Source organism: Bacillus sp. FSL R5-0422, assembly GCF_038610765.1.
GTDB lineage: Bacteria > Bacillota > Bacilli > Bacillales > Bacillaceae > Bacillus > Bacillus pumilus_O.
Genome location: NZ_CP152014.1, coordinates 935,180 through 955,498, shown reverse-complemented (window position 1 = coordinate 955,498; position 20,319 = coordinate 935,180). Strand labels below are relative to the sequence as shown.

The window sequence follows — 20,319 nt, the reverse complement described above, 5'->3', positions numbered from 1 at the left end:
TGGGGAGGTTATCATCTATGGCTGAAATGATGCTTAATCAAATTTATAAAGTGTACGATAACAAGGTAACAGCAGTAGACAACTTTAATCTACATATAGAAGATAAAGAATTTATTGTGTTTGTTGGTCCATCTGGTTGCGGAAAATCAACAACCCTTCGCATGATTGCAGGGCTTGAAGAGATTTCACAAGGGGATTTTCTTTTAGATGGAAAACGGATGAATGATGTAGCACCAAAAGACCGGGATATCGCAATGGTTTTCCAAAATTACGCATTATATCCTCACATGAATGTATACGATAATATGGCTTTTGGATTAAAGTTGCGAAAATTCCCGAAATCAGAAATTGATGAGCGGGTTCGAAATGCCGCTAAAATATTAGGGCTTGAGCAATATTTAGACAGGAAACCAAAAGCGCTGTCCGGCGGTCAAAGACAACGTGTTGCACTCGGTAGAGCAATTGTGCGTGATGCAAAGGTCTTTCTTTTGGATGAGCCGCTTTCTAATTTAGATGCAAAACTTCGCGTTCAAATGCGTGCTGAAATATCTAAGCTTCATCAACGTCTGCAAACGACATTTATCTATGTCACACATGATCAGACTGAAGCAATGACAATGGCTACTCGTCTTGTCGTAATGAAAGATGGCTTTATTCAGCAGGTTGGAGCGCCGAAGGATGTATATGAAAATCCAGAGAATGTATTTGTAGGTGGATTCATTGGCTCTCCTGCGATGAATTTTTTCACAGGAAAGCTCTCTGACGGTGCCATTGCAGTTGGAAAAACGCATATACGTGTACCAGAAGGTAAGATGAAGGTATTACGCAGCCAAGGTTATATCGGAAAAGATATCATCCTTGGAATCAGACCAGAAGATTTTCATGATGAACCCGTGTTTATAGAAGCATCTGAGGGCACAAAGATCGATGCGAGCGTAGAAGTTGCTGAATTAATGGGAGCAGAAACGATGCTTTACTCTTCTCTCGATGGTCAATCTTTTATTGCACGTGTTGATTCTCGTACCGATGTTCAGGCTGGACAATCTATACCTCTTGCCATCGATATGAACAAAGCCCACTTCTTTGACTCGGATACGGAGCTCCGCATTCGTTCCGCTGAATAAAGAAATATATGCAGTGCCATCACTCATGATTGAGTGATGGCTTTTTTGCATGTTGAACAACATTTACCATGTTCTTTTCTCGTATGTTTTTTTCGAAAATCACCATAATACTTAGTACAAAGAAGTTACTGCATTGGGTTTCGCCAAGTGGCAAATGACTTGATCATTTCGCTGGTGCGATTCCAGCAAACCCAACCATAAAAAAAATCATATACAAAAAGGAGATTCACATCATGGCTAATTCTAATAGTTCAAATCAATTACTAGTTCCTGGAGCAGAGCAAGCAATCGATCAAATGAAATACGAAATCGCTTCTGAATTTGGCGTTAACCTTGGAGCAGAAACTACAGCTCGCGCTAACGGTTCAGTTGGTGGAGAAATCACAAAACGTCTTGTGTCTTACGCTCAACAACACATGGGTGGAACAAGAGCTTAATTTCATATTTGGATCATAGAAGGCACCTCTTAAGGTGTCTTCTTTTTTTGTTATTATCCCTCACCAACCTCCTTTCCATCTCATATCATGTAGTAGAAAGGAGCGGATCTTCATGGACATTATTTCCGGTATGAACTTTGAACTTCTACAATTCGTAGGTATCTCTCTATTATGTGAATATGCTCATAGCATTCGGTCCTTTCACCTTTATAAAAAAAGCATCACATAAAAGTTGTACCATTTTCGGTTCTTTTCACTTATAGTATGTAGTGGAGGGATCGAACAGATGAAAATAGCTCTTTTCGGTGCTCATGGACGTGTAGGACAAGCATTTCTTCGTTTCGTTCAAGTAGATGATCGTTACATAGTTCGTTCATTGATTCGGACAAACCGAGAAGAAATGCTTGCGGGTATGTTTCAAGTCACCGGCAATTCAAGAAATCGAGATGATGTGCTTGAGACAATCAAAGGAGCAGATATTGTTGTGAGCTGTCTATCGACAGATGGTGATGATACATTATCTGTTTCAATGGAGCATATCGTACAAGCCATGAAGCAATCAAATACATCACGAATTATTACAATAGGTACGGCAGGCATTTTAAAAGCAAGGCAGCAGCCGGAGCTTTACCGTTTTGAAACAAATGAATCAAAGCGGACCACTTCCCGAGCAGCTAAGGAGCATGCCAAAGCGTTTGAACTCCTTCAATCGACTGATTTAGATTGGACCATTATTTGTCCAACCTATTTACCAGATGGAGAAGTGACACGGTCATATCGCTATGAGAAAGATTTTCTCCCTATAGATGGAAAGAAAATTTCAGTTGAAGACACCGCACACTTTTTATATCAGCAGTTAAATTCGAAGGAATTTGTACATCAACGCGTCGGTATTGCCTACTAATGATGCATAACGAGTAAAGACCGAGGTCAAAAACGAATCCTCGCCTTTTTTATGCAAATCAAAAGAGCCTCATTCAATGTGAGGCTCTTTTTTGTGATTCATCATCTAGTTTGCCACAGCACCTTTTTGCAGTTCGTACATTTGCGCATATAGCCCTTCTTGCTGCATGAGTTGATCATGACTACCCCGCTCGACAATTTCACCTTTTTCTAAAACCAAAATCATATCGGCTTTCTTAATGGTAGATAATCGGTGAGCAATAACAAACGTTGTTCGTCCTTCTTTAACGACATCCAGCGCTCGCTGAATGATCGCTTCTGTTTCTGTATCAATGTTTGCAGTGGCTTCATCTAAAATTAAGATCGCTGGATCGTACGCTAGTGCACGAGCAAATGAAATTAACTGACGTTCCCCTGAGGAAAGAGTGCTTCCCTTTTCAACGACCGGTTCATCAAATCCTTCTGGTAGGTGCTTCAATAACTCTACTGCGCCTACTTGTTTTAATGATGATTCAATCGTTTCTCGTTTAATGTCTTCATTTCCTAAGCTAACATTGGATGCAATCGTTCCAGAAAATAAATACGGGTCTTGAAGTACGATGCCCATTTGTTTCCGCAACGTTTGCCGGGACTGGCGATAAATGCTTTCCCCATCAATGAGAATGTCTCCTTGCTGAATGTCATAAAAACGAAGCAGCAAGTTCATGATCGAGCTTTTCCCAGATCCAGTATGCCCCACAAGTGCAACTGTCTGGCCTTTTTTGGCCTCGAATGTAATGTTCTTTAATACATTCTTCCCTTCATTATAAGCAAAGGTGACATCTTGGAACTGAACGTGTCCTTCCATTTCCTTATGGACAGGTTCTTCCACTGTTGTTCCTGGTTCATCCAATAATCTGAAAACCCTTTCTGATGAAACCCGTGCTAATTCTAATCTCGAGAATTGGTTCACAATGCCTGTAATCGGCTGAAATAATCGATTTAAATAATCGACAAACGCATAAAGCACACCAATCGACACTATCCCCGTCGCACTTAAAGACGCACCGCCAAAATACCAAATAAGTGCCACGTAGGCTAAATTTCGAAGCAGGTTAACCAAGTTATGTGATAGAAGTGAATTTAAATGAAGCATCTTTCGCTGATATCGAAAGTGATTGTTGTTCAGCTCATCGAATTCCTCTTTTGTCACTTTTTCATGACGAAACGCTTGAATAATGGTCATTCCTTGAATGGCTTCATTTAGCTTGGCATTGATATCACTAATGATTGAACGAATGCGGTGGTTGTACACCGATGCAAACTTTCTGTAGGTCATTGACCATAGGAAAATAATCGGTACCGCCACCAAACAAATAAGTGCCAGCTTTACATTTAATAAAAACATGGCAATATAAATCCCAATCATGTAAATCGCACTCGTCACAAAATTGGCGAGAACTGTCACATATAAATCACGAATGGTTTCAGTGTCATTGGTAATCCTAGCTACGACCTTTCCAGCCGGTAAATTATCAAAATACCGAATAGGTAGTGTTTGAATATGCTCAAATACATCAACCCTCATTTTTTGAATAATTCGGTTGGCTATTCGCTGTAGCAAGTAATGCTGCGCATATTGAAAGAAAATCGCAATAACGAGAAGCCCTAGATAAAATAGAACAAGCTGCACCAAACCACTAATTTCAGGCTCATAAAAAGAGAAAATTTCCTCTTTTGATAAACGCTGTACTTGATAGGTCTCGCGCTCTTTTCCATTTTCAATGGTAAGCTGATCCCCCGATATCTTTCGGTTTCCATCAAAGCGAATCGGCTCATTCACAAAATAGTAACCGAATCCGACCTGCACCACATTGATTTGTTTTCCGGATTCCATATCACTGTCTAATCGATCGGTTCGTATATAGTTATTTCCCTGGTAATAAACGGTTTTGTCTGTTTTTTCATTGACCTCGACATATGGCTTTTCTACACCTAAAATATGATCATCAATCATTTTCTTCCCAATAAATGGTCCTGTCAGTTCAGCACCTACTGCAATGATGAGAAAGATCAAGGCAACAGACAGTACTTTCTTATAAAGGAGTGCGTAGGTAAGGAGTCTTCTTCCTGTTGTCATGCCTCATCCCCTCCTTCCAGCTGGTTTGTCAGCTGCTGACGCAGAAATTGTTCTTTATACCATCCATCTTGCTGAATGAGCTCTTTGTGAGTTCCCTTTTGGACGATGCGTCCTTCTTCCATAACAAGTATGAGATCCGCATGCTCAACAGCTGATAGACGATGAGTCGTAATAAACGTCGTTTTTCCATGACGATTTTGTCTTAGATTTTCTAAAATAGCAGTTTCTGTTTTTGCATCTACCGCAGAAAGGGAATCATCCAGTATTAAAATGTCGGGATCTATTAATAAAGCGCGCGCAATGGAAATTCGCTGCTTTTGTCCACCTGATAGCGCCACACCTTTTTCTCCGACCATCGTTTCGAGTCCCTCTGGCAAAAGGCGTAAATCTTTTTCAAAATAAGCATCTTTGATCGCTTGTGCTAATTCATTTTGTTTTGCGTCTCGATGACCGAAACGCATATTTTCTTCTACACTTTTAGAAAAAAGAATATGATCCTGCGGTACGTATCCGATCCATTGAAATAGCTGATCCAATTCGATCTCTTGGATTGGGACTCCTGATAGCAGGATTTGACCATCACCTGTTGGATACTGGCGCAGAAGCTGTTTTACAATAGTTGTTTTACCGCTTCCTGTTTTGCCTGTAATTCCGATTGTCTGTCCCTTTCGAACCGTAAAGGACACATCAATTAAATTATTTTTAGGGGAAGTTGGATACCTAAATGTCATATGGTCAAACTGAATATCCCCAGGCTCTTGTAACGTTTTTGGCTGAGAAGCGTTTGTAACATCCGGCTTATAGCTGAGTGTATGATTCAACCGGTCTAACGACGCATTTCCTCTTTGCATAATATTAATCAACTCGCCGATCGCAAACATTGGCCAGATCATCATCCCAAGATACACGTTAAAAGCGACAAGCTCACCAATGGTTAAATCGCTTTGGAATACAAGGTAGGCTCCGTATCCAATTCCTATTAAGTAGCTGACACCGACAAGTAATTTCACTGTCGGCTCAAATAATGAATCAATGACCGCCACTCTCATATTTTTTTGAAATACATCATCTGTCATTTCACGAAAGCGTTCGACATCTTGTTTCTCCTGTACAAAAGACCGGATGACCCGGACGCCTGCGACCGATTCAAGCACGCGATCGTTCATATCACCAAATGCATCTTGAGCAACTGTAAAGCGATCATGAATCTTACTGCCATAATACGCAATCAAAAGCGCCATCAGCGGCATAGGGATGATCGCCATTAACGTTAATTTCCAGCTGATCGTCAGTCCCATCGTAAAAAAGATCATTAGCATATAAGCAGTGGAATCCACCAATGTCAGAACGCCAAAACCTGTCGTTAAAGCTACAGCATTCAAATCGTTTGTACCTAATGCCATTAAGTTACCGGTTTTTTTCTTTTCATAAAAGGTGGGTGTCATCTTAAGTAAGTGGCGCATGAGTTTCCCACGCATCACACGCTCCATGACATTTGCGCCGCCAAATAACTGATACATCCAAAAATAGGTCAGCGTATAGACGACAACACCTAGCAAGCAAAAAATGGCTACATAAAAACTCATACTCGAAGTTGTAAATTGACCAGAACGAATGTCATCAACTGCCTGCCCAAGGTATCTTGGGGGTAGCATTTCAAGCACATTCACAATGAGCAGGAGCGTAATGGCGATCGTATAACGTCTCCACTCTTGTTTGAAGAACCAGCCTAATTTTGTAAATACCGAAAACATATTTGTCTCTCCTTTTAAAGCTAGCCGCTTTCTAAATTTTCTTGGCTGTCACCTTGAATTGTTTTTTTGGTTTTTGTCATTTGTCTTGTTTTTGGCATGTTCACATGCTTTCACTCCTCTTCATTTACTTGTTGATCTCCATCCCTTTATTTCGAAATACGAAATGAATACAACAAAAAAGAGGCAACCAGCTATCTGGTACGCCTCTTTTCTTCATGTAAAAAGGCGCATGTTGACAAATACGCAACATACGCCTTGATTCATCCGATCAATTGGAACATACGAGTCCCTTTTCAATGACCAATGAAGGTGTAATTGTCACGTGAATCAACCCATTCATGCAGTTTGATTTCATTCTTCCAATGATGTTGCACATGACATTTCCTCCTTTTGGCTCTTGAATCTTTTTTTATCTTATAGTGGCTGTCACCATTTTGTCAATAAATATTTTTCAATAAATGAAATTTTCTAACAAAAAGATACATATCCTTGATGTGTATCTTTTTCAGATAACGGGTATACCATGAGTGTAAAGACTCCTTTTGAAAGGAATGAGGACATTGTTTCAAGCTGATCGGATGGTCGTTGCGTTTGATGGACATGAAGACAGTAAGAAAGCATTAAAAAAGGCAATCGCTTTAGCCAAAACCCTGCATGCCAAACTGACCATTGCCTATGCACATGATGGCAAATCAAGCAGACAGGTGTTTGATGCACCTCGCCCAATGACTGGCGGAGCTTATATCGGTGGCGGTATGGCAGACCTTCAAACACCCCCTGTGTATGTACCTCATGATGAACAGCAAAGTCCCTTAATTTTTGAAGATCATACAGAAGAGGTCGTTGCAGAAGCAAGAATGCTTTTAAATGAGGAGCAGTTTGAAGCTGCCATTGAAATTGTTGAGGGGGAACCAGCAGAAGCAATTATCGAATATGCTGAAGAGATTTCAGCAGACCTCATCGTCATGGGAGCCCGTGACCAAAGCAGATTGAAAAAAATGCTCTTTGGTAGTGTAAGTGAAAAATTATCATCAAAATCAGATATACCTGTGCTCATTGTAAAATAAAAGAATCACAAAAGGCTGTAAACATTCGTTTACAGCCTCTTTTTATTTACGAAGAAATTGATGCTTCACTTTCCTGTTTAATTTTTTGCTGAAAGCCTTCTTGTATACGTTTTGTTAACTCTCCTGGAACGCCTTCACCTACTGGCTGACCATCAATTTCAACAATCGGAATGACTTCAGCGGTCGTCGAGCTGATGAAGATTTCCTGCGCTCCCAGCAGCTCTTCTTTACTGATACGCGTTTCTTTAACACTGCTTCCCTCTTCTTCACATACTTCAAGAAGCTTTCTACGGGTAATACCATTTAGAATTAAATTGTTTGCGGGATGTGTGCGAATCACGCCATCAATGACGGCATATACATTCGAGGAGGTACCCTCTGTCACAAAACCATCCCTAATGAGAATGGCTTCAAATGCACCAGCTTCAGATGCTTTCTGTTTTTCCATGACGTTATATAAGAGATTTAAGCTTTTAATATCACATCTTAACCAGCGAAGGTCCTCAGATATGATGGCCTTTGCACCAGCTGTCTGCTCATGAACAGGCTTTTTCACTTGGAACGTATATGCTGTGATTTGAGGAGTGAGAGAATTTCCATATTGATGTTTACGAGGTGCGACGCCACGAGTCACTTGAATATACACTCCACCATCTGTTAATTGGTTATGGGCGACGAGCTGTTTTAATTTTTCTTCCATATCTGATACTGCACCTTGAAGATGAATACCGATTTCTTTTGCACTCTTGAACAGACGCTCTGTATGCTCTTTTAATGTAAACAAAGTCCCATTGTATACACGGATGACCTCATAGACACCGTCACCAAATTGATAGCCTCTGTCTTCAATATCAACATGAGCATCCTCTTTTTCAATGAAATCGTCATTATACAATACTTTCATACGGAATCTCCCCTTCGCTTCGCATTAATGGTTGAATCTGATGCTATCTTAGCGGATAAATGGGTATGTTTCAATGATTATTCAGAATTATTTCACATCATGATAAATGGTCAACTTTCCATTGTAACAAACATAGACTCATAACCAAAAAGATTCCAATTTTTTAGCATCTTCTATATTCATAGGCTCTTTTTTCCTGTATACTTACTCCATATGAACACGACAAAAAACATCGAAAAAAGACAGAATCTACTACATGATTCGACACAAATTTTTGATTTATTGGAGCGATTGTAATGCAACGGGTTACGAAAAAACAGACACCTTCAAACACGATGCTGCTCTCAAAGGCGATTGGTTTAGTGATTCTGTCACTGATCCTCTTTTTTATTTGGGATATATCTAAAACCAATATGCAGGCAGCAGATCAGCCAGCTCAAATGGCTGCGAGCAGTGAATTTCGAGACACAAGCACAAGTCTGAAAGCAAAAGATGATTCTACAAAAACATTAGATGCACATTTTAAGATCAACTCAAACAAACATGTAACGGATCAAACGATCTTTTTAACCTTTGATGATGGTCCGTCAGCGACATCAAACCAGCTTTTGGATGTGCTCAAAGCTCATCAAGTAAAGGCCACATTCTTCATGCTCGGGCCGCAGATTAAGGAACATCCGGCAGCTGTGAAAAGACTTCATCAAGAAGGTCATCAGTTAGGGCTTCATGGGATCACACATGATGTGAAACGTTTTTATCAAAAAAGTGATTCTCCGGTCAATGAGATGAAAGAAGATCAGCGCATTTTGGCTTCTGTCACAGGAGAGTATACGCACCTTGTGAGGACACCTTATGGCAGCGCCCCCAATTTAACCGATCAGCAAAAAGCACGTTTAAAACAAAAAGGCTTTATCTACTGGGATTGGACAATTGACAGTCTTGACTGGAAATATAAAAGCTCAAAATATGTACCAGAAGTTTTGAATCAGCTGCAAGTGCTAGAGACAAAACACCCAAAAGAACCAAAAATCATCTTAATGCACGATCAGCCAGCGACAGCAAAATACTTAAACAGTTTGCTCACACAGCTAAAAGCCAAGGGCTATACATTTGAAGTTCTTGATGAAACAATGAAGCCGCTGCAGCAATAAAGAAACACCCGCACCTATCGGATGCGGGTGTTTTAATGTTTTATAAACCTTTCACGAGATCGCCAATTCGTTCATGAAAGACAAGTTCAAACAATGGATCGTATTCTGTTTCACTCAAATTCATCATTACCTTGAAGATGGAAGGATTTTGAGCAGCATCTTCTGGAATATATCTTGCTGGCGCTACTTCTAGGGAGGTTCCCATGACGAGCAGAAGGTCCGCTTGCTGAAGTGATTTCTCTACTTGATCAAAATGTTTGACCCTATCCCCAAAAAGGACAACATCTGTTTTCAACACTTGCCCACATGTCCGTCCGTCTGCGGAAACCTTGAGACATACAGGCACTTCTTCTTGTAATAAATAAGGCAGTTCATATGTCGCATGGCACGATGGGCAAGTAGCGGTTTGAATGGAACCGTGGAGTTCATATACATGCTGGCTTCCTGCTTTTTTATGCAATCCGTCAATATTTTGGGTGAAAATATCCACATGCTTTCCTTGTTTCTCAAGGTTGGCTAAAAAGGTATGCCCGCTATTCGGCTCGTACGCCCCGCTCATTTTCATCTGAAACAATTCCTTGAATTTCGGCCAGAATTGATGAGGATTTGATAAAAAGTAGGACCTGCTCATCGCCTCCATGCGACTGGTGTCTTCAGTCCATAAACCGCCCGTTGACCTAAAATCAGGAATACCTGATTCCGTGCTCATACCCGCACCTGAAAGTACCATAATATGTGAAGCCTGCGTTAATTTTTCTTTTAGCACTGCCACCTTTGTTTGATCCACTCATCCATCCTCCTTTATTCACTCAGCTGTTTTTCACCTTTTTGTTTCATGTAAATGGTCTGTCCAGGGAAGGCAAATTCTACACCTTCTTCATGGAAGATATCCATGATACGGTAGTTAATGTCCTGTTTGATATTCAGGTTTTCAGCCCAGACCGTCGTGTTTGTGTAAAAGTTGAAAAATAAATTCAAATAACTGTCTGCCAGTACATCGAGATTCACCATGATTGTCTCCTTGTGTACCCCATCATGCTCATCAAGCATTTGTTTAAGTCGCTTGATACAATGGTCCAAATTTTCCTTTGGTGTATTGTAGGATACACGTACGGAAAACGTTATTTGGCGTTTATTCATTCTCGTCCAGTTCGTGATTGGTTCCTTTGAAAGCGTAGAATTCGGAACTGTCACGACAGCTTCAGCAGGTGTTCTAAACTTTGTACTTCGAAATGTAATGTCCTCGACAGTCCCAAGAACACTTGGTGTCTCCACAAAGTCGCCCATCGTAAAAGGCTTCTCTGTAATAATGACAATCCCTCCAAAAAAGTTTGCCACCGTATCCTGTGCAGCAAGTGCAAAAGCTAGACCACCCAGACCGAGACCTGCCACAAGTCCATTTACATCATAATTAAATTCCTGTGCAATGACACTAATACTGAGTGCAATGATAATGAAGCGAAACACCTTCGATAAAAACGGTGCTAAAATATCATCCATTTCTAATTCAAATTTCGAATTTACTTTTTGAAATAAGAAAGAAGAAGCTGCAGTTAAATTACAAAGCCCCCACGTCAGCATCAATATAATGGAGGATCTATATAATTTGATGATGACATCCATATGATGCTCAAAGTATGGTGCCTGTCTTAACGCAAAATATAACCCAAGTGCGACAAAAAACAGTCTGGCTGGCTTTTCGAATGCCACAACAATTTGATTAATGACCTCCGTTTTAGACCGATTGGTCAGCCTAAAGAGAAGATGAAATAAGTACTTCGTAAATACTTTCCGAAGCAATAAAAAAAGCAATAAAATACAAAGACTAATACCGATTTGGATCGCAACATCTACTGTAAAATATGTATCCATCCATTTTTGTGTAAACATGTTTGTCTCTCTCCTTTAAAACAATCCTCTCTAGTTTATAATATAACCTTCGTTTATGTCCTCTCATAAATGTCTGACCTCTAAATAAAAAGCCTCGGGACGAATCCCGAGGCATGATGTTCAATTATGAAATTTTGGCTAGAGACATATCGACGGGCAGCAAACTACTTTTTCTTCTGAGCCTGATCAAGGAGAGTCGCTTTAAACATTTCAGCATCCGTTTCGACCTTAATACGTTCTTCCACTCTAATTCTCCCTTTACCCAATCATCTCGCCTCCTTTTCATCATTATAAAACATCAGAATTTTCAGTCAACATGACGAAAGCACTAATATTTTGGCGAACGCTGACGATTTGGACAAAATTGATCGAAGAAAAAATTGATGTACTTCAGATTTACTCAATCATGGCTTGGGATATTCCAGCAACTTTTCACATTGTGATTCACCATTACTTACAGCTCTTCTTTCCTCCATATAGTAAAGAAGGAAAAATGGTAAAGCATTTGATATGATAAAACAAGAACTTAAGTCAGGAGCTGGAGCATGTGTATATTATTGCGCATAGAGGGTCATCAAGCACTGCCCCAGAAAATACAATTGCCGCATTTGATTTAGCTGTTCAGCAAGGTGCAGATTATATTGAATTAGATGTACAGCTCACATTGGACCAGCATGTCGTCGTAATCCATGACGATACTGTAGACCGAACGACGAACGGGAACGGCTTCGTCAAAAGCTATACACTTGATCAGCTAAAAAAACTGGACGCAGGAAGCTGGTTTGACCAACAGTACACGAATGAACGAATCCCAACATTACAAGAAATTCTTGAAAGATACAGCCAGAGGATCGGAATATTGATTGAGATCAAACACCCAAAACGGCAGATAGGAATTGAAAAGGCAGTTGCTCGCATCATCAACCGGTTTGCCCATTCTCGCCATATGATGATTCAATCTTTTGATGATCATGCACTTCAAAGAATCAAAGCTTTCGCCCCTTCTCTTCGAACAGCTTTGATTATAAAGCCTAATACATTTAAACTGACGAAAAGAAAGTTAATGGCATACAGCACGTTTGCCAACTGCCTTAATATGAAGAAGACAATGATCAACAGATGGTGGATAGACCGCATCCACGCATTCGGAATGGATGTGTTTATATGGACTGTGAAAGATCAAAAAACAGCTGATCGGATCAAAAAATATTCCGTTGATGGTGTCGTGACGGATCACCCGCCATTTTTTCTAAAGGAGAAATGATGTAAATGAAAGCTTATCTTGCCGTATTTATTGGCGGACTGATTGGGACACTTTGCAGATATGAACTTAGCCAATCTGTTGTCAGCCAAACATTTCCTTATGCAACACTAATCGAAAATGTGGCAGGCAGTCTGCTTCTTGGTTTTTCAACAGGATATTTTATGTTCCAAAAGAGAAAAAAATATCTTGCCGCTTTGATCGGAACAGGATTTTGCGGAGGCTTTACGACAATGTCCACTTTTTCTAAAGAAACAATTCTTTTATTACAGACTGGGCAATTCACTTTAAGTGTGACCTACATCCTGCTCTCAGTCATTGCCGGAATAGCGGCTGCCTTATGTGGACTAATGCTCGCTCAGCGGCTCTTTCAACGAAATAAGCAGGAGAGAGGAGGCAGATAAATGATCGTTTTATATACAGCTATTGCCGGCGGGATTGGCAGCGCCCTTCGTTTTTTCATTAGCCAATTGATGCAGAAAACTAAGTCTCATGCTCGTTTCCCGTACAGTATTATTCTCATTAATTTATTAGGTGCTGCCGGTTTAGGTATACTGACAGGTGCCGTGACTGCCAATCATCCGCTACTAATGATCATTGGAACAGGTTTTTTCGGAGGCTTTACAACATTCTCTACGTTTAGTGTAGAGTCTGCGACCATGCTACAGCAGCGGCAAATTGGAAAACTAGCTGTCTACTTATTGATCACAATCATCGGGTCTTTCTGTCTCTTTGCCACGTTCTATCAAATAGGACGTCACCTTGTTTAAACATTGGTTATCGCAGCTAAGCTAATGAGCAGTTGATCCATAAGCTGGCGTTTCATTAAAAAAAGAGTTTTTTCACTATAGCCGATTTCCATCGCACACTTGGCCATCCGCCAATCTCGAAAGTATTTGTAATCGATGAGCTGCTTCTCTATCTCATCCAACTCTTTTAGTGCTGTTTCAATACAAGCAACGATGAGTTCATACTGATTTTTTTGCTCTTCTAACTTCTTCCGTGTCATGTGTTCCAAATGATGCGAACTTCTTTTTTCAAGCTGTCTTTCGATATTTAAAATCGCCGCCTGGTAATTTTTGAAATTCTTCAAATGAAACTCAATTCGTTTCATTGAGGTTTTTTTCTCCGTGATACTCGCTGTTTCATACCAAAGCATGTCCATCCCCCTCTATAGAACGTTTGTTCTTATTATAACCCGAACAAACATTCGTAAAAAGAGACTAAATACCTAAAAAAACCTTGAGCTTATTTTTCGCTCAAGGTCATTTCATTTACTAACAGCGGCTCTTTTATATCAAGCCCTGTGCGTGTATTTCCTTTATCTGTTGACGTGACGCCTTTCTTCAAATCGATCTTTTTCACATAGCGTCCATCCATCTCCAAGACCTTCATCCGAATATCGTCAAGATAAATGGATTGTCCTTCTCGGATATCAATGTTCTCATTTAAGATGAGCCCGCCTATTGTATCAATTTCTTCATCATGATATGACATTTCGATCAAATCTTGTACTTCCTCTAATCTGACTTTGCCATCTAAAACATAATGATGATCGGATCTTTTTTGAATAACCGGCTGCTCATCTTCATCGAATTCATCTCGAATATCTCCAACAATCTCTTCTAAAATATCTTCTGTTGTGACAAGTCCAGACGTTCCGCCATATTCGTCGGTTAAAATCGCCATGTGCATTCGATCGCGTTGCATCTTGACGAGAAGCTCCTGAATAGGAATCGTATCAATGACTTCAATCACTGGATATATATAATCTTGGATCTTCAATTGATCCTTTTCTCCTTGATACACAAGATCTGCAAAGAGCTGCTTTTTGTTCAGCATGCCGATGACATGATCTTTATCGCCTGAAAACACGGGAAAGCGTGTATACTTCTCCTGCGTCATGATGGAGAGGATTTCATCTAGCGGCATATCTTCTGGAATGGCACAAATTTCTCTCCGCGGGACCATGATCTCTCTGGCAATTCGATTATCAAAGTCGAAAATTTTATTCATATAATTATATTCTGACGGGTTGATTTCCCCATTTTTTAAGCTCTCAGATAATAAAATCTTTAATTCTTCTTCAGAATGGGAATGTTCTTTTTCAGACCCCATATCGATGCCCATCATTTTGGTTAAAACACGGGCTGACCCGTTTAACACATAAATGAAAGGGAACATTAGGATATAAAATGCATGTAGCGGACCTGACAGCCAAAGCGTCATTTTTTCCGCCTTTTGAATCGCTAGTGTTTTTGGTGCAAGCTCACCGACGACTACATGCAAAAAGGTAATAATAGAGAACGCAAGTGTTGCTGAGATCAGGCTGATTGCTGAATCAGGAATGTTTGTCAAACCAAAACCTCGAACCAAAAGTTCTTTTACAGCTGGCTTACCAATCCACCCTAAACCAAGGGATGTCACTGTAATACCAAGCTGACAGGCTGACAAATATTCATCCAGCCTTGATGTCACCTTTTTCGCCACGATGGCCTTTTTGGACCCTTCGGCAACAAGCTGATCAATTCTTGAGCTTCTCACCTTTACGATGGCAAATTCAGATGCAACAAAGAAAGCTGTTAAAGCAATCAAAACACCGACTATACTCAGATTAACAATATCGTCCATTTAACCTTGCTCTTTCTTAGAAGAACAAGGAGTCACCTCCTGATTGATGATGTTATGTTTTGTAAAACGGTTAACTGATTAAATAAGACTATATTGAGGGCCCCACTTAACCACCTCCGGTTCACGTATAAATCCGTTTCTCTACATATATATGAAACGGTATTCATTTTATCTTACCATAAATAATCTGAAAATTCCTGTATCACTATGTGAAATTTGACAGGACCATTTAGACTGAGAAATCCCTCTCTCCTCTTCATATCGGCAGGAAATCTGAACAATTAACTTGTATTTCAGGCTAGAATTATATTAAACTATTTTCATAAACTATAACGTGACGGTTAGGAGGAGATGTTCAGATGGGGCTGAGAAAAAGTATCGTATTGGTGAACTAGCACAGATTGCACAGGTGACGAAACGTACTGTAGATTATTATACAAATCTAGGGTTGCTTGCGCCTGTTAGATCTTGCTCAAATTATCGTTATTACGATGAACATGCTTTAAAACGATTACAATTAATCGTTCTTTGCAAACAGCAGAGATTGGCTCTTTCTGACATCAAATCCAGATTAGATGAACAATTCCCTTCTCAAAAGGAAGCTTCTGATGAACTTGTCCATTTAACCTCTGATATCGATCGGATGAACGAGCATATGGACCGCATTTTGGTACGTTGTAAGCAGCTTGAACCAGAACAACGTGAAAAATTAAAAGAACAGCTTACACCCGAGAAGATGACGGCTGTCCAATCATTTTTACTGCTGTTGAGTTAAAATTTTTACTAAACAGGAGGTGTTACCTTCGTTCTCAAAGTCAGAACGAAGGCCTTAATTGGACATAGTTAATTTACTTATAGTTGCTTTGCTTATAGCTTTAACCGCATTTTTCGTTGCATCAGAGTTTGCGATCATTCGCTTAAGAAGCTCAAGAATTGATCAGTTAATCGCAGAAGGTAATAAAACAGCAGTTGCTGTCAAGCATGTCACCACTCACCTTGATGAGTATCTGTCGGCCTGTCAGCTCGGTATTACCATTACCGCCCTTGGTATTGGTTGGTTAGGGGAAGAAACCATTGCGCACATGCTTGCTCCACTTTTTGTAGAGCTATCAATCCCTCAATCAGCTAGTTCTATTGTCACTTTTATTATTGCGTTTAGTATTATGACGTTTTTACACGTTGTGGTTGGAGAACTTGCACCAAAAACACTCGCCATTCAAAAGGCAGAGCAAGTATCTCTTCTTTTTGCTAGACCGCTCATGATTTTTTACAAAGTGATGTTCCCGTTTATCTGGGTATTAAATGGATCTGCTCGTTTGTTAACAAAAGCGTTCGGTCTTCAGCAAGTTTCTGAGCATGACATGGCGCACTCTGAAGAAGAATTGCGGATTATTTTATCAGAGAGCTATAAAAGCGGCGAAATTAACCAGTCTGAATTCAAATATGTAAATAAAATTTTTGAATTTGATGACCGTCTGGCGAAAGAAATTATGATTCCTCGTACCGAAGTTGTCAGTTTCCCTCATGATATTACCATTGAGGAAATGCTGAAAGTGACCAAGGTTGAGAAATATACACGTTATCCAATTGAAGATGGCGATAAAGATAATATGATTGGTGTTCTGAACATCAAAGAGGTTCTCACAGCTTGTATTAGCGGTGAGTGTTCTACAAGTGATACGATTGAAAAGTTTGTCAATCCAATTATTCATGTGATCGAAACCGTTCCCGTACATGATTTATTGCTCAAAATGCAGCGCGAACGTGTACACATGGCGATTTTATCAGATGAATATGGCGGTACAGCTGGTCTTGTGACTGTAGAAGACATCCTTGAAGAAATCGTCGGTGAAATTCGTGATGAATTCGATATTGATGAAATCAACGAAGTGCGTAAACTTGGAGAAGACCATTACATCTTTGATGGAAAGGTTCTAGTTGACCAAGTCAACCTGCTCTTAGGTACGCAGCTTGATAATGAAGAAGTCGATACGATTGGCGGCTGGTTCCTTACTCAGAAATATGAAGTTGAGAAAAATGACACCATTCGTGAACAAGGCTATGAATTTATTATTAATGAAGTCGATGGACACCATGTGGTATATATCGAAGTTAAAAAGTTAAATGAACAGTTAGCAGAAGCCGCTGAAGAAGGCGCTTCTTAATAAAAAAACGACCCTTGCCAAAGCAAGCGGTCGTTTTTCTTATGCTTTTTCCATTAATTGAGCTTCAAGTTCCTTGATTCTTGTGTTTAAAACTTCTGTCATGGCACCTAATCGTTCTTTTGGCGGTAGATGCTCAAATTCTGACTGCTCAATCGGTTTACCGATAATTAAGCGCATTTTTCCCTTTTTAAAAAGACTTTTTGCATTGGACGGTCCTTTGTACGCTGCTGGGACGATTGGCGCTTTACCAAGCTGCGCAATGGTAACCGCACCTCTTTTTAAAGGTACATCTTCTGTTGTACGTGTTCCGCTTGGAAAAATCCCAACGATTTTTCCCTCTTTTAATAATTTAATGGGCGTTTTAATACTGCTTGGCCCAGGATTCTCTCGATCAACTGGAAAGGCATGAATCTTCTTTAAAAATCCACCGATCCATTTATTTGCAAACAATTCTTTTTTCGCCATGTAGTGGATCTCAAATGGAAGAATTCCTGCGCCTAATGCAAGAACATCCACAAAACCCTCATGTGTACATGCAATGACAAATCCCCGATCCGTTGGCAGATTCTCTCTTTGATATACTTTGATTCCGCCTCGAAGAGTAAATAATACTTTAATGGTATAACCTGAAAATTTATACATAGTGCACTTCCTTTGTTTGAAGAATGAAGGATTTGTTTCTATTATAACAAATTTTTTATTACCTGGTACTAAAAATTTCTTGAAACAACTAAACCATCACATCATTTTTCGTTCAGAATGATTGTTCTTTCTGTATTCAGGTCCATGGTTTTAGGAGAGAATAGAAGAGGAATTGTGTCCAATTTTGTCGTTTTTTAAGGTTTTTTCCTGCTTTGTTCTATTGAAAATGCTTTATAAATGGTGGAAATTTCGCTATGATAAGGAGAAATGATTTTGATTCGGCGAAAGAGATGAGTATTGTACGGTATCGAGAAGTTTCGTGCAACTTTATGCCTTTCTTATGCGTGTATAACATAGAGGGGAGAAAAATCAGTGACGATCGATGAAATTTATCAAATGTATATGAACGATGTTTACAGGTTTCTGCTCTCCATGACAAAAGACAAACATTTGGCAGAAGACTTATTGCAGGAAACCTTTATGCGTGCTTATATACATATTCATTCCTACGACCATAGCAAAGTGAAACCTTGGTTATTTCAGGTGGCACGAAATGCTTTTATTGATTATGTCAGGAAACATAAAAAAGAAGTGACCATATCGGATGATCTTATTGGCGGCCTTTTACAAACATCTGTACAAAGCCCTGCTGAACAGGTTGAAATAAAAGAAGTCCTCAACATGTATTTGGAACAGCTTCCAGATAACTATAAGGAAGCGTTGACATTGTATTATTTAAAAGAACTGAATTACAAGGAAGCATCCAAGGTCATGAATATTACTGAAGCAAATTTTAAAAGTGTTTTATTTCGTGCAAGGCAGCGCCTAAAAGCACTTTACAACAGAGGTGTTAATGATGAATGAAGAGTTTAACAAGCGATGGGAACAATATAATAATGGTGAGATGAACGAGGAAGAAATGATGGCTTTTGAAGAAGAGCTAGAAGAAAACGAAAAACGCTTAAGTCAGGAACTGAACGACTCGGATTGGACCGATTTTTCTATCAGTCCTGAAAAGCAAAAAGCCATCTTACAATACGGAAAAAGAAAGTCTTATTTACGTATTTCTGTACTTGCTGTCATCTCTACACTTATTATTTTACCGCTTTGTACATTAGGAAGTTATCTATACTACGGTGTTGGCGGAGCAGAGAGTAAAGGAAATCACTTCATGGAAACAGCTGCTGTAACAGTCGCTTTGACGAAACCAAACGTTGCGATTGATATGAAGGATTTAAAAGGCCAAGTCAAGCTTTTTGGAATGAACACCGAATTGAAGCTGCAAAAACAAATTGGCAATAAAACAGAAGCCATTGGCAGTGAACAAATCGAGATGTTTTTCGATAAATTAAAGCAGCCTACGATTTCATATTATGGTGACAGCTCACGTGATACGGAGGATTTCTTTACCCATCCTTCTACTCAGGCAGATGCATCTAAAAAACAAACACTGACTACTTTAGACAAGCTTCCTGAAGGAACAGTCAGTGAAGTGTATGTTTCCTATAACAAAGCATATACACCCAAGGACGTTTATTCCTTTGCTAAAAAATATGATATGAAAGTGCTCTGGAATGCGATTAAAACTGAGGATTCTTTAAGCGGGAATCAGCGGCCAATTGGCTTTCCTGGGAGAGACTCTGAATTCTTAAAAGAGCTTCAGCACACATCAAAAACAGAGGTCGATCAATTTAAAGATGCCCTTACTTACGTCAATCAACACCCAACATGGGCAAAAACGATCTCTGGCAGACCTGAGCTGGATCTGTCAAACCGAATACGCTATATCAACCAAAATGGTGTTACGATTTATGGCTCTGTGATCACAGGTCCTTCAAAAGAAATCGAGAAATTTGTGAAGACAAAACGCATTAAAACGGCAAAAGTGAGCGAGGTGGAATTATGGAATTGGTAAGAATTTTTAAAGAGCATAATGTATTTGGCTGGATTTCTGTCGGTACTGCGATATTATCCCTGCTCATGCTGAACCTCGCCATTATCAGTAATGTGACATTTTATTCTTTTCAGATGCTTCCTTTTGCAATGGCCGCAGTTCCATTCGGTATTATTGAACTGTTCATTAAAAAAGGCCGTACGGGCCCTGGATTCCTCGGTGTCGTACTGAATATCTTTGTCATTTTATGTGTCTATGCCATCGTATCAATCGATGTTGATCTTCAATTAGGTTTTTAAGCCATTCTCAACATGAAAAGCCCGTGTTACTTGACTATGCCAAGTAGCACGGGCTTTTTTGAATATCAATTTATGTTC

23 protein-coding genes are annotated in these 20,319 nt (G+C 39.7%); 14 read left to right on the top strand and 9 right to left on the bottom strand.

The window, feature by feature from the left end; genetic code table 11:
* Positions 1–17 precede the first annotated feature (17 nt).
* The 3 genes from ugpC to MKX52_RS04705 all read left to right on the top strand — a co-directional run bounded on the left by ugpC (position 18) and on the right by MKX52_RS04705 (position 2,465).
* Positions 18–1,124: a sn-glycerol-3-phosphate ABC transporter ATP-binding protein UgpC gene (ugpC, locus tag MKX52_RS04715; RefSeq protein ID WP_088004005.1), complete on the top strand. Its 1,107-nt coding sequence runs from the start codon at positions 18–20 to the stop codon at positions 1,122–1,124.
* A 233-nt stretch (positions 1,125–1,357) separates the two neighbouring features.
* The gene (locus MKX52_RS04710) at positions 1,358–1,561 is read left to right on the top strand and encodes an alpha/beta-type small acid-soluble spore protein (RefSeq protein ID WP_088004003.1); all 204 of its coding nucleotides are present in this window, start codon (positions 1,358–1,360) and stop codon (positions 1,559–1,561) included.
* 286 nt (positions 1,562–1,847) lie between these two features.
* A complete protein-coding gene (locus MKX52_RS04705; RefSeq protein WP_144472292.1) occupies positions 1,848–2,465 on the top strand; it encodes an NAD(P)H-binding protein in 618 nt (205 codons plus the stop codon).
* A 105-nt stretch (positions 2,466–2,570) separates the two neighbouring features.
* Here the strand turns inward: MKX52_RS04705 and MKX52_RS04700 are convergent, their stop codons facing one another.
* Both MKX52_RS04700 and MKX52_RS04695 read right to left on the bottom strand, forming a co-directional pair.
* Positions 2,571–4,583: an ABC transporter ATP-binding protein gene (locus MKX52_RS04700; RefSeq protein WP_012009433.1), complete on the bottom strand. Its 2,013-nt coding sequence runs from the start codon at positions 4,581–4,583 to the stop codon at positions 2,571–2,573.
* Positions 4,580–6,337, bottom strand: a complete 1,758-nt coding sequence (locus MKX52_RS04695) for an ABC transporter transmembrane domain-containing protein (protein WP_342491571.1) — start codon at positions 6,335–6,337, stop codon at positions 4,580–4,582. Before MKX52_RS04695 ends, MKX52_RS04700 begins: the two co-directional genes overlap by 4 nt.
* A 560-nt stretch (positions 6,338–6,897) precedes the next feature.
* Between MKX52_RS04695 and MKX52_RS04690 the strand changes: the two genes are divergently transcribed.
* On the top strand, positions 6,898–7,404 hold the full coding sequence (locus tag MKX52_RS04690; RefSeq protein ID WP_008348950.1) for a universal stress protein: 507 nt from the start codon (positions 6,898–6,900) through the stop codon (positions 7,402–7,404).
* Positions 7,405–7,450: 46 nt separating this feature from the next.
* Here MKX52_RS04690 and dat read toward each other — a convergent pair whose 3' ends face one another.
* Entirely contained in the window at positions 7,451–8,308 is an 858-nt protein-coding gene (gene dat / locus MKX52_RS04685; RefSeq protein ID WP_144503589.1) for a D-amino-acid transaminase, read from the bottom strand.
* 296 nt (positions 8,309–8,604) lie between these two features.
* Here dat and MKX52_RS04680 point away from each other — a divergent pair, with 296 nt between their 5' ends.
* Positions 8,605–9,459, top strand: coding sequence for a polysaccharide deacetylase family protein (locus MKX52_RS04680; RefSeq protein WP_144503590.1), 855 nt, complete (start codon positions 8,605–8,607; stop codon positions 9,457–9,459).
* Positions 9,460–9,499: 40 nt separating this feature from the next.
* On the opposite strand, the gene MKX52_RS04675 is transcribed toward MKX52_RS04680, so the two are convergent.
* From MKX52_RS04675 to MKX52_RS04665, 3 genes are all read right to left on the bottom strand, one after another.
* On the bottom strand, positions 9,500–10,246 hold the full coding sequence (locus MKX52_RS04675) for an NAD-dependent protein deacylase (protein ID WP_308807814.1): 747 nt from the start codon (positions 10,244–10,246) through the stop codon (positions 9,500–9,502).
* 14 nt (positions 10,247–10,260) lie between these two features.
* Entirely contained in the window at positions 10,261–11,349 is a 1,089-nt protein-coding gene (locus MKX52_RS04670; protein ID WP_012009427.1) for a mechanosensitive ion channel family protein, read from the bottom strand.
* 164 nt (positions 11,350–11,513) lie between these two features.
* The gene (locus MKX52_RS04665; protein ID WP_008359843.1) at positions 11,514–11,615 is read right to left on the bottom strand and encodes a YhdX family protein; all 102 of its coding nucleotides are present in this window, start codon (positions 11,613–11,615) and stop codon (positions 11,514–11,516) included.
* Positions 11,616–11,665: 50 nt separating this feature from the next.
* Between MKX52_RS04665 and MKX52_RS04660 the strand changes: the two genes are divergently transcribed.
* Genes MKX52_RS04660 through crcB (MKX52_RS04645) form a run of 4 tightly spaced genes read left to right on the top strand, consistent with a single transcriptional unit; the run spans position 11,666 to position 13,380 of the window.
* Positions 11,666–11,863, top strand: coding sequence for a hypothetical protein (locus tag MKX52_RS04660; protein WP_342491570.1), 198 nt, complete (start codon positions 11,666–11,668; stop codon positions 11,861–11,863).
* Positions 11,864–11,896: 33 nt separating this feature from the next.
* The gene (locus MKX52_RS04655) at positions 11,897–12,613 is read left to right on the top strand and encodes a glycerophosphodiester phosphodiesterase family protein (RefSeq protein ID WP_342491569.1); all 717 of its coding nucleotides are present in this window, start codon (positions 11,897–11,899) and stop codon (positions 12,611–12,613) included.
* A gap of 5 nt (positions 12,614–12,618) precedes the next feature.
* Positions 12,619–13,014 (top strand): fluoride efflux transporter CrcB, encoded by a 396-nt coding sequence (gene crcB / locus MKX52_RS04650; protein ID WP_088003985.1) that lies wholly within the window; start codon positions 12,619–12,621, stop codon positions 13,012–13,014.
* A complete protein-coding gene (gene crcB / locus MKX52_RS04645) occupies positions 13,015–13,380 on the top strand; it encodes a fluoride efflux transporter CrcB (RefSeq protein ID WP_216888495.1) in 366 nt (121 codons plus the stop codon).
* Here crcB (MKX52_RS04645) and MKX52_RS04640 read toward each other — a convergent pair.
* Positions 13,377–13,769: a hypothetical protein gene (locus MKX52_RS04640; protein ID WP_012009422.1), complete on the bottom strand. Its 393-nt coding sequence runs from the start codon at positions 13,767–13,769 to the stop codon at positions 13,377–13,379. The two genes, crcB (MKX52_RS04645) and MKX52_RS04640, sit on opposite strands and share 4 nt — an antisense overlap.
* An 89-nt stretch (positions 13,770–13,858) precedes the next feature.
* On the bottom strand, positions 13,859–15,241 hold the full coding sequence (locus MKX52_RS04635; protein ID WP_342491568.1) for a hemolysin family protein: 1,383 nt from the start codon (positions 15,239–15,241) through the stop codon (positions 13,859–13,861).
* Positions 15,242–15,575: 334 nt separating this feature from the next.
* Between MKX52_RS04635 and MKX52_RS04630 the strand changes: the two genes are divergently transcribed.
* Positions 15,576–16,016: a MerR family transcriptional regulator gene (locus tag MKX52_RS04630; protein WP_012009420.1), complete on the top strand. Its 441-nt coding sequence runs from the start codon at positions 15,576–15,578 to the stop codon at positions 16,014–16,016.
* A gap of 58 nt (positions 16,017–16,074) precedes the next feature.
* Positions 16,075–17,406, top strand: coding sequence for a hemolysin family protein (locus MKX52_RS04625; protein ID WP_012009419.1), 1,332 nt, complete (start codon positions 16,075–16,077; stop codon positions 17,404–17,406).
* A gap of 39 nt (positions 17,407–17,445) precedes the next feature.
* Here MKX52_RS04625 and MKX52_RS04620 read toward each other — a convergent pair whose 3' ends face one another.
* Positions 17,446–18,048 carry a 1-acyl-sn-glycerol-3-phosphate acyltransferase gene (locus MKX52_RS04620; RefSeq protein WP_012009418.1) on the bottom strand — a complete coding sequence of 201 codons (603 nt, stop codon included), beginning with the start codon at positions 18,046–18,048 and terminating at the stop codon, positions 17,446–17,448.
* A gap of 372 nt (positions 18,049–18,420) precedes the next feature.
* On the opposite strand from MKX52_RS04620, the gene MKX52_RS04615 reads away from it, so the two are divergent.
* From MKX52_RS04615 to MKX52_RS04605, 3 genes are read left to right on the top strand one after another with little or no spacing between them, the layout of a single operon-like run.
* Complete coding sequence (locus MKX52_RS04615) at positions 18,421–18,912, top strand: sigma-70 family RNA polymerase sigma factor (RefSeq protein WP_003211938.1); 492 nt, start codon at positions 18,421–18,423, stop codon at positions 18,910–18,912.
* The gene (locus tag MKX52_RS04610) at positions 18,905–19,963 is read left to right on the top strand and encodes an anti-sigma factor (protein WP_216888499.1); all 1,059 of its coding nucleotides are present in this window, start codon (positions 18,905–18,907) and stop codon (positions 19,961–19,963) included. Before MKX52_RS04615 ends, MKX52_RS04610 begins: the two co-directional genes overlap by 8 nt.
* A complete protein-coding gene (locus MKX52_RS04605) occupies positions 19,951–20,241 on the top strand; it encodes a hypothetical protein (RefSeq protein WP_003212420.1) in 291 nt (96 codons plus the stop codon). The genes MKX52_RS04610 and MKX52_RS04605 overlap by 13 nt, the downstream gene beginning before the upstream one ends.
* Positions 20,242–20,319 lie beyond the last annotated feature (78 nt).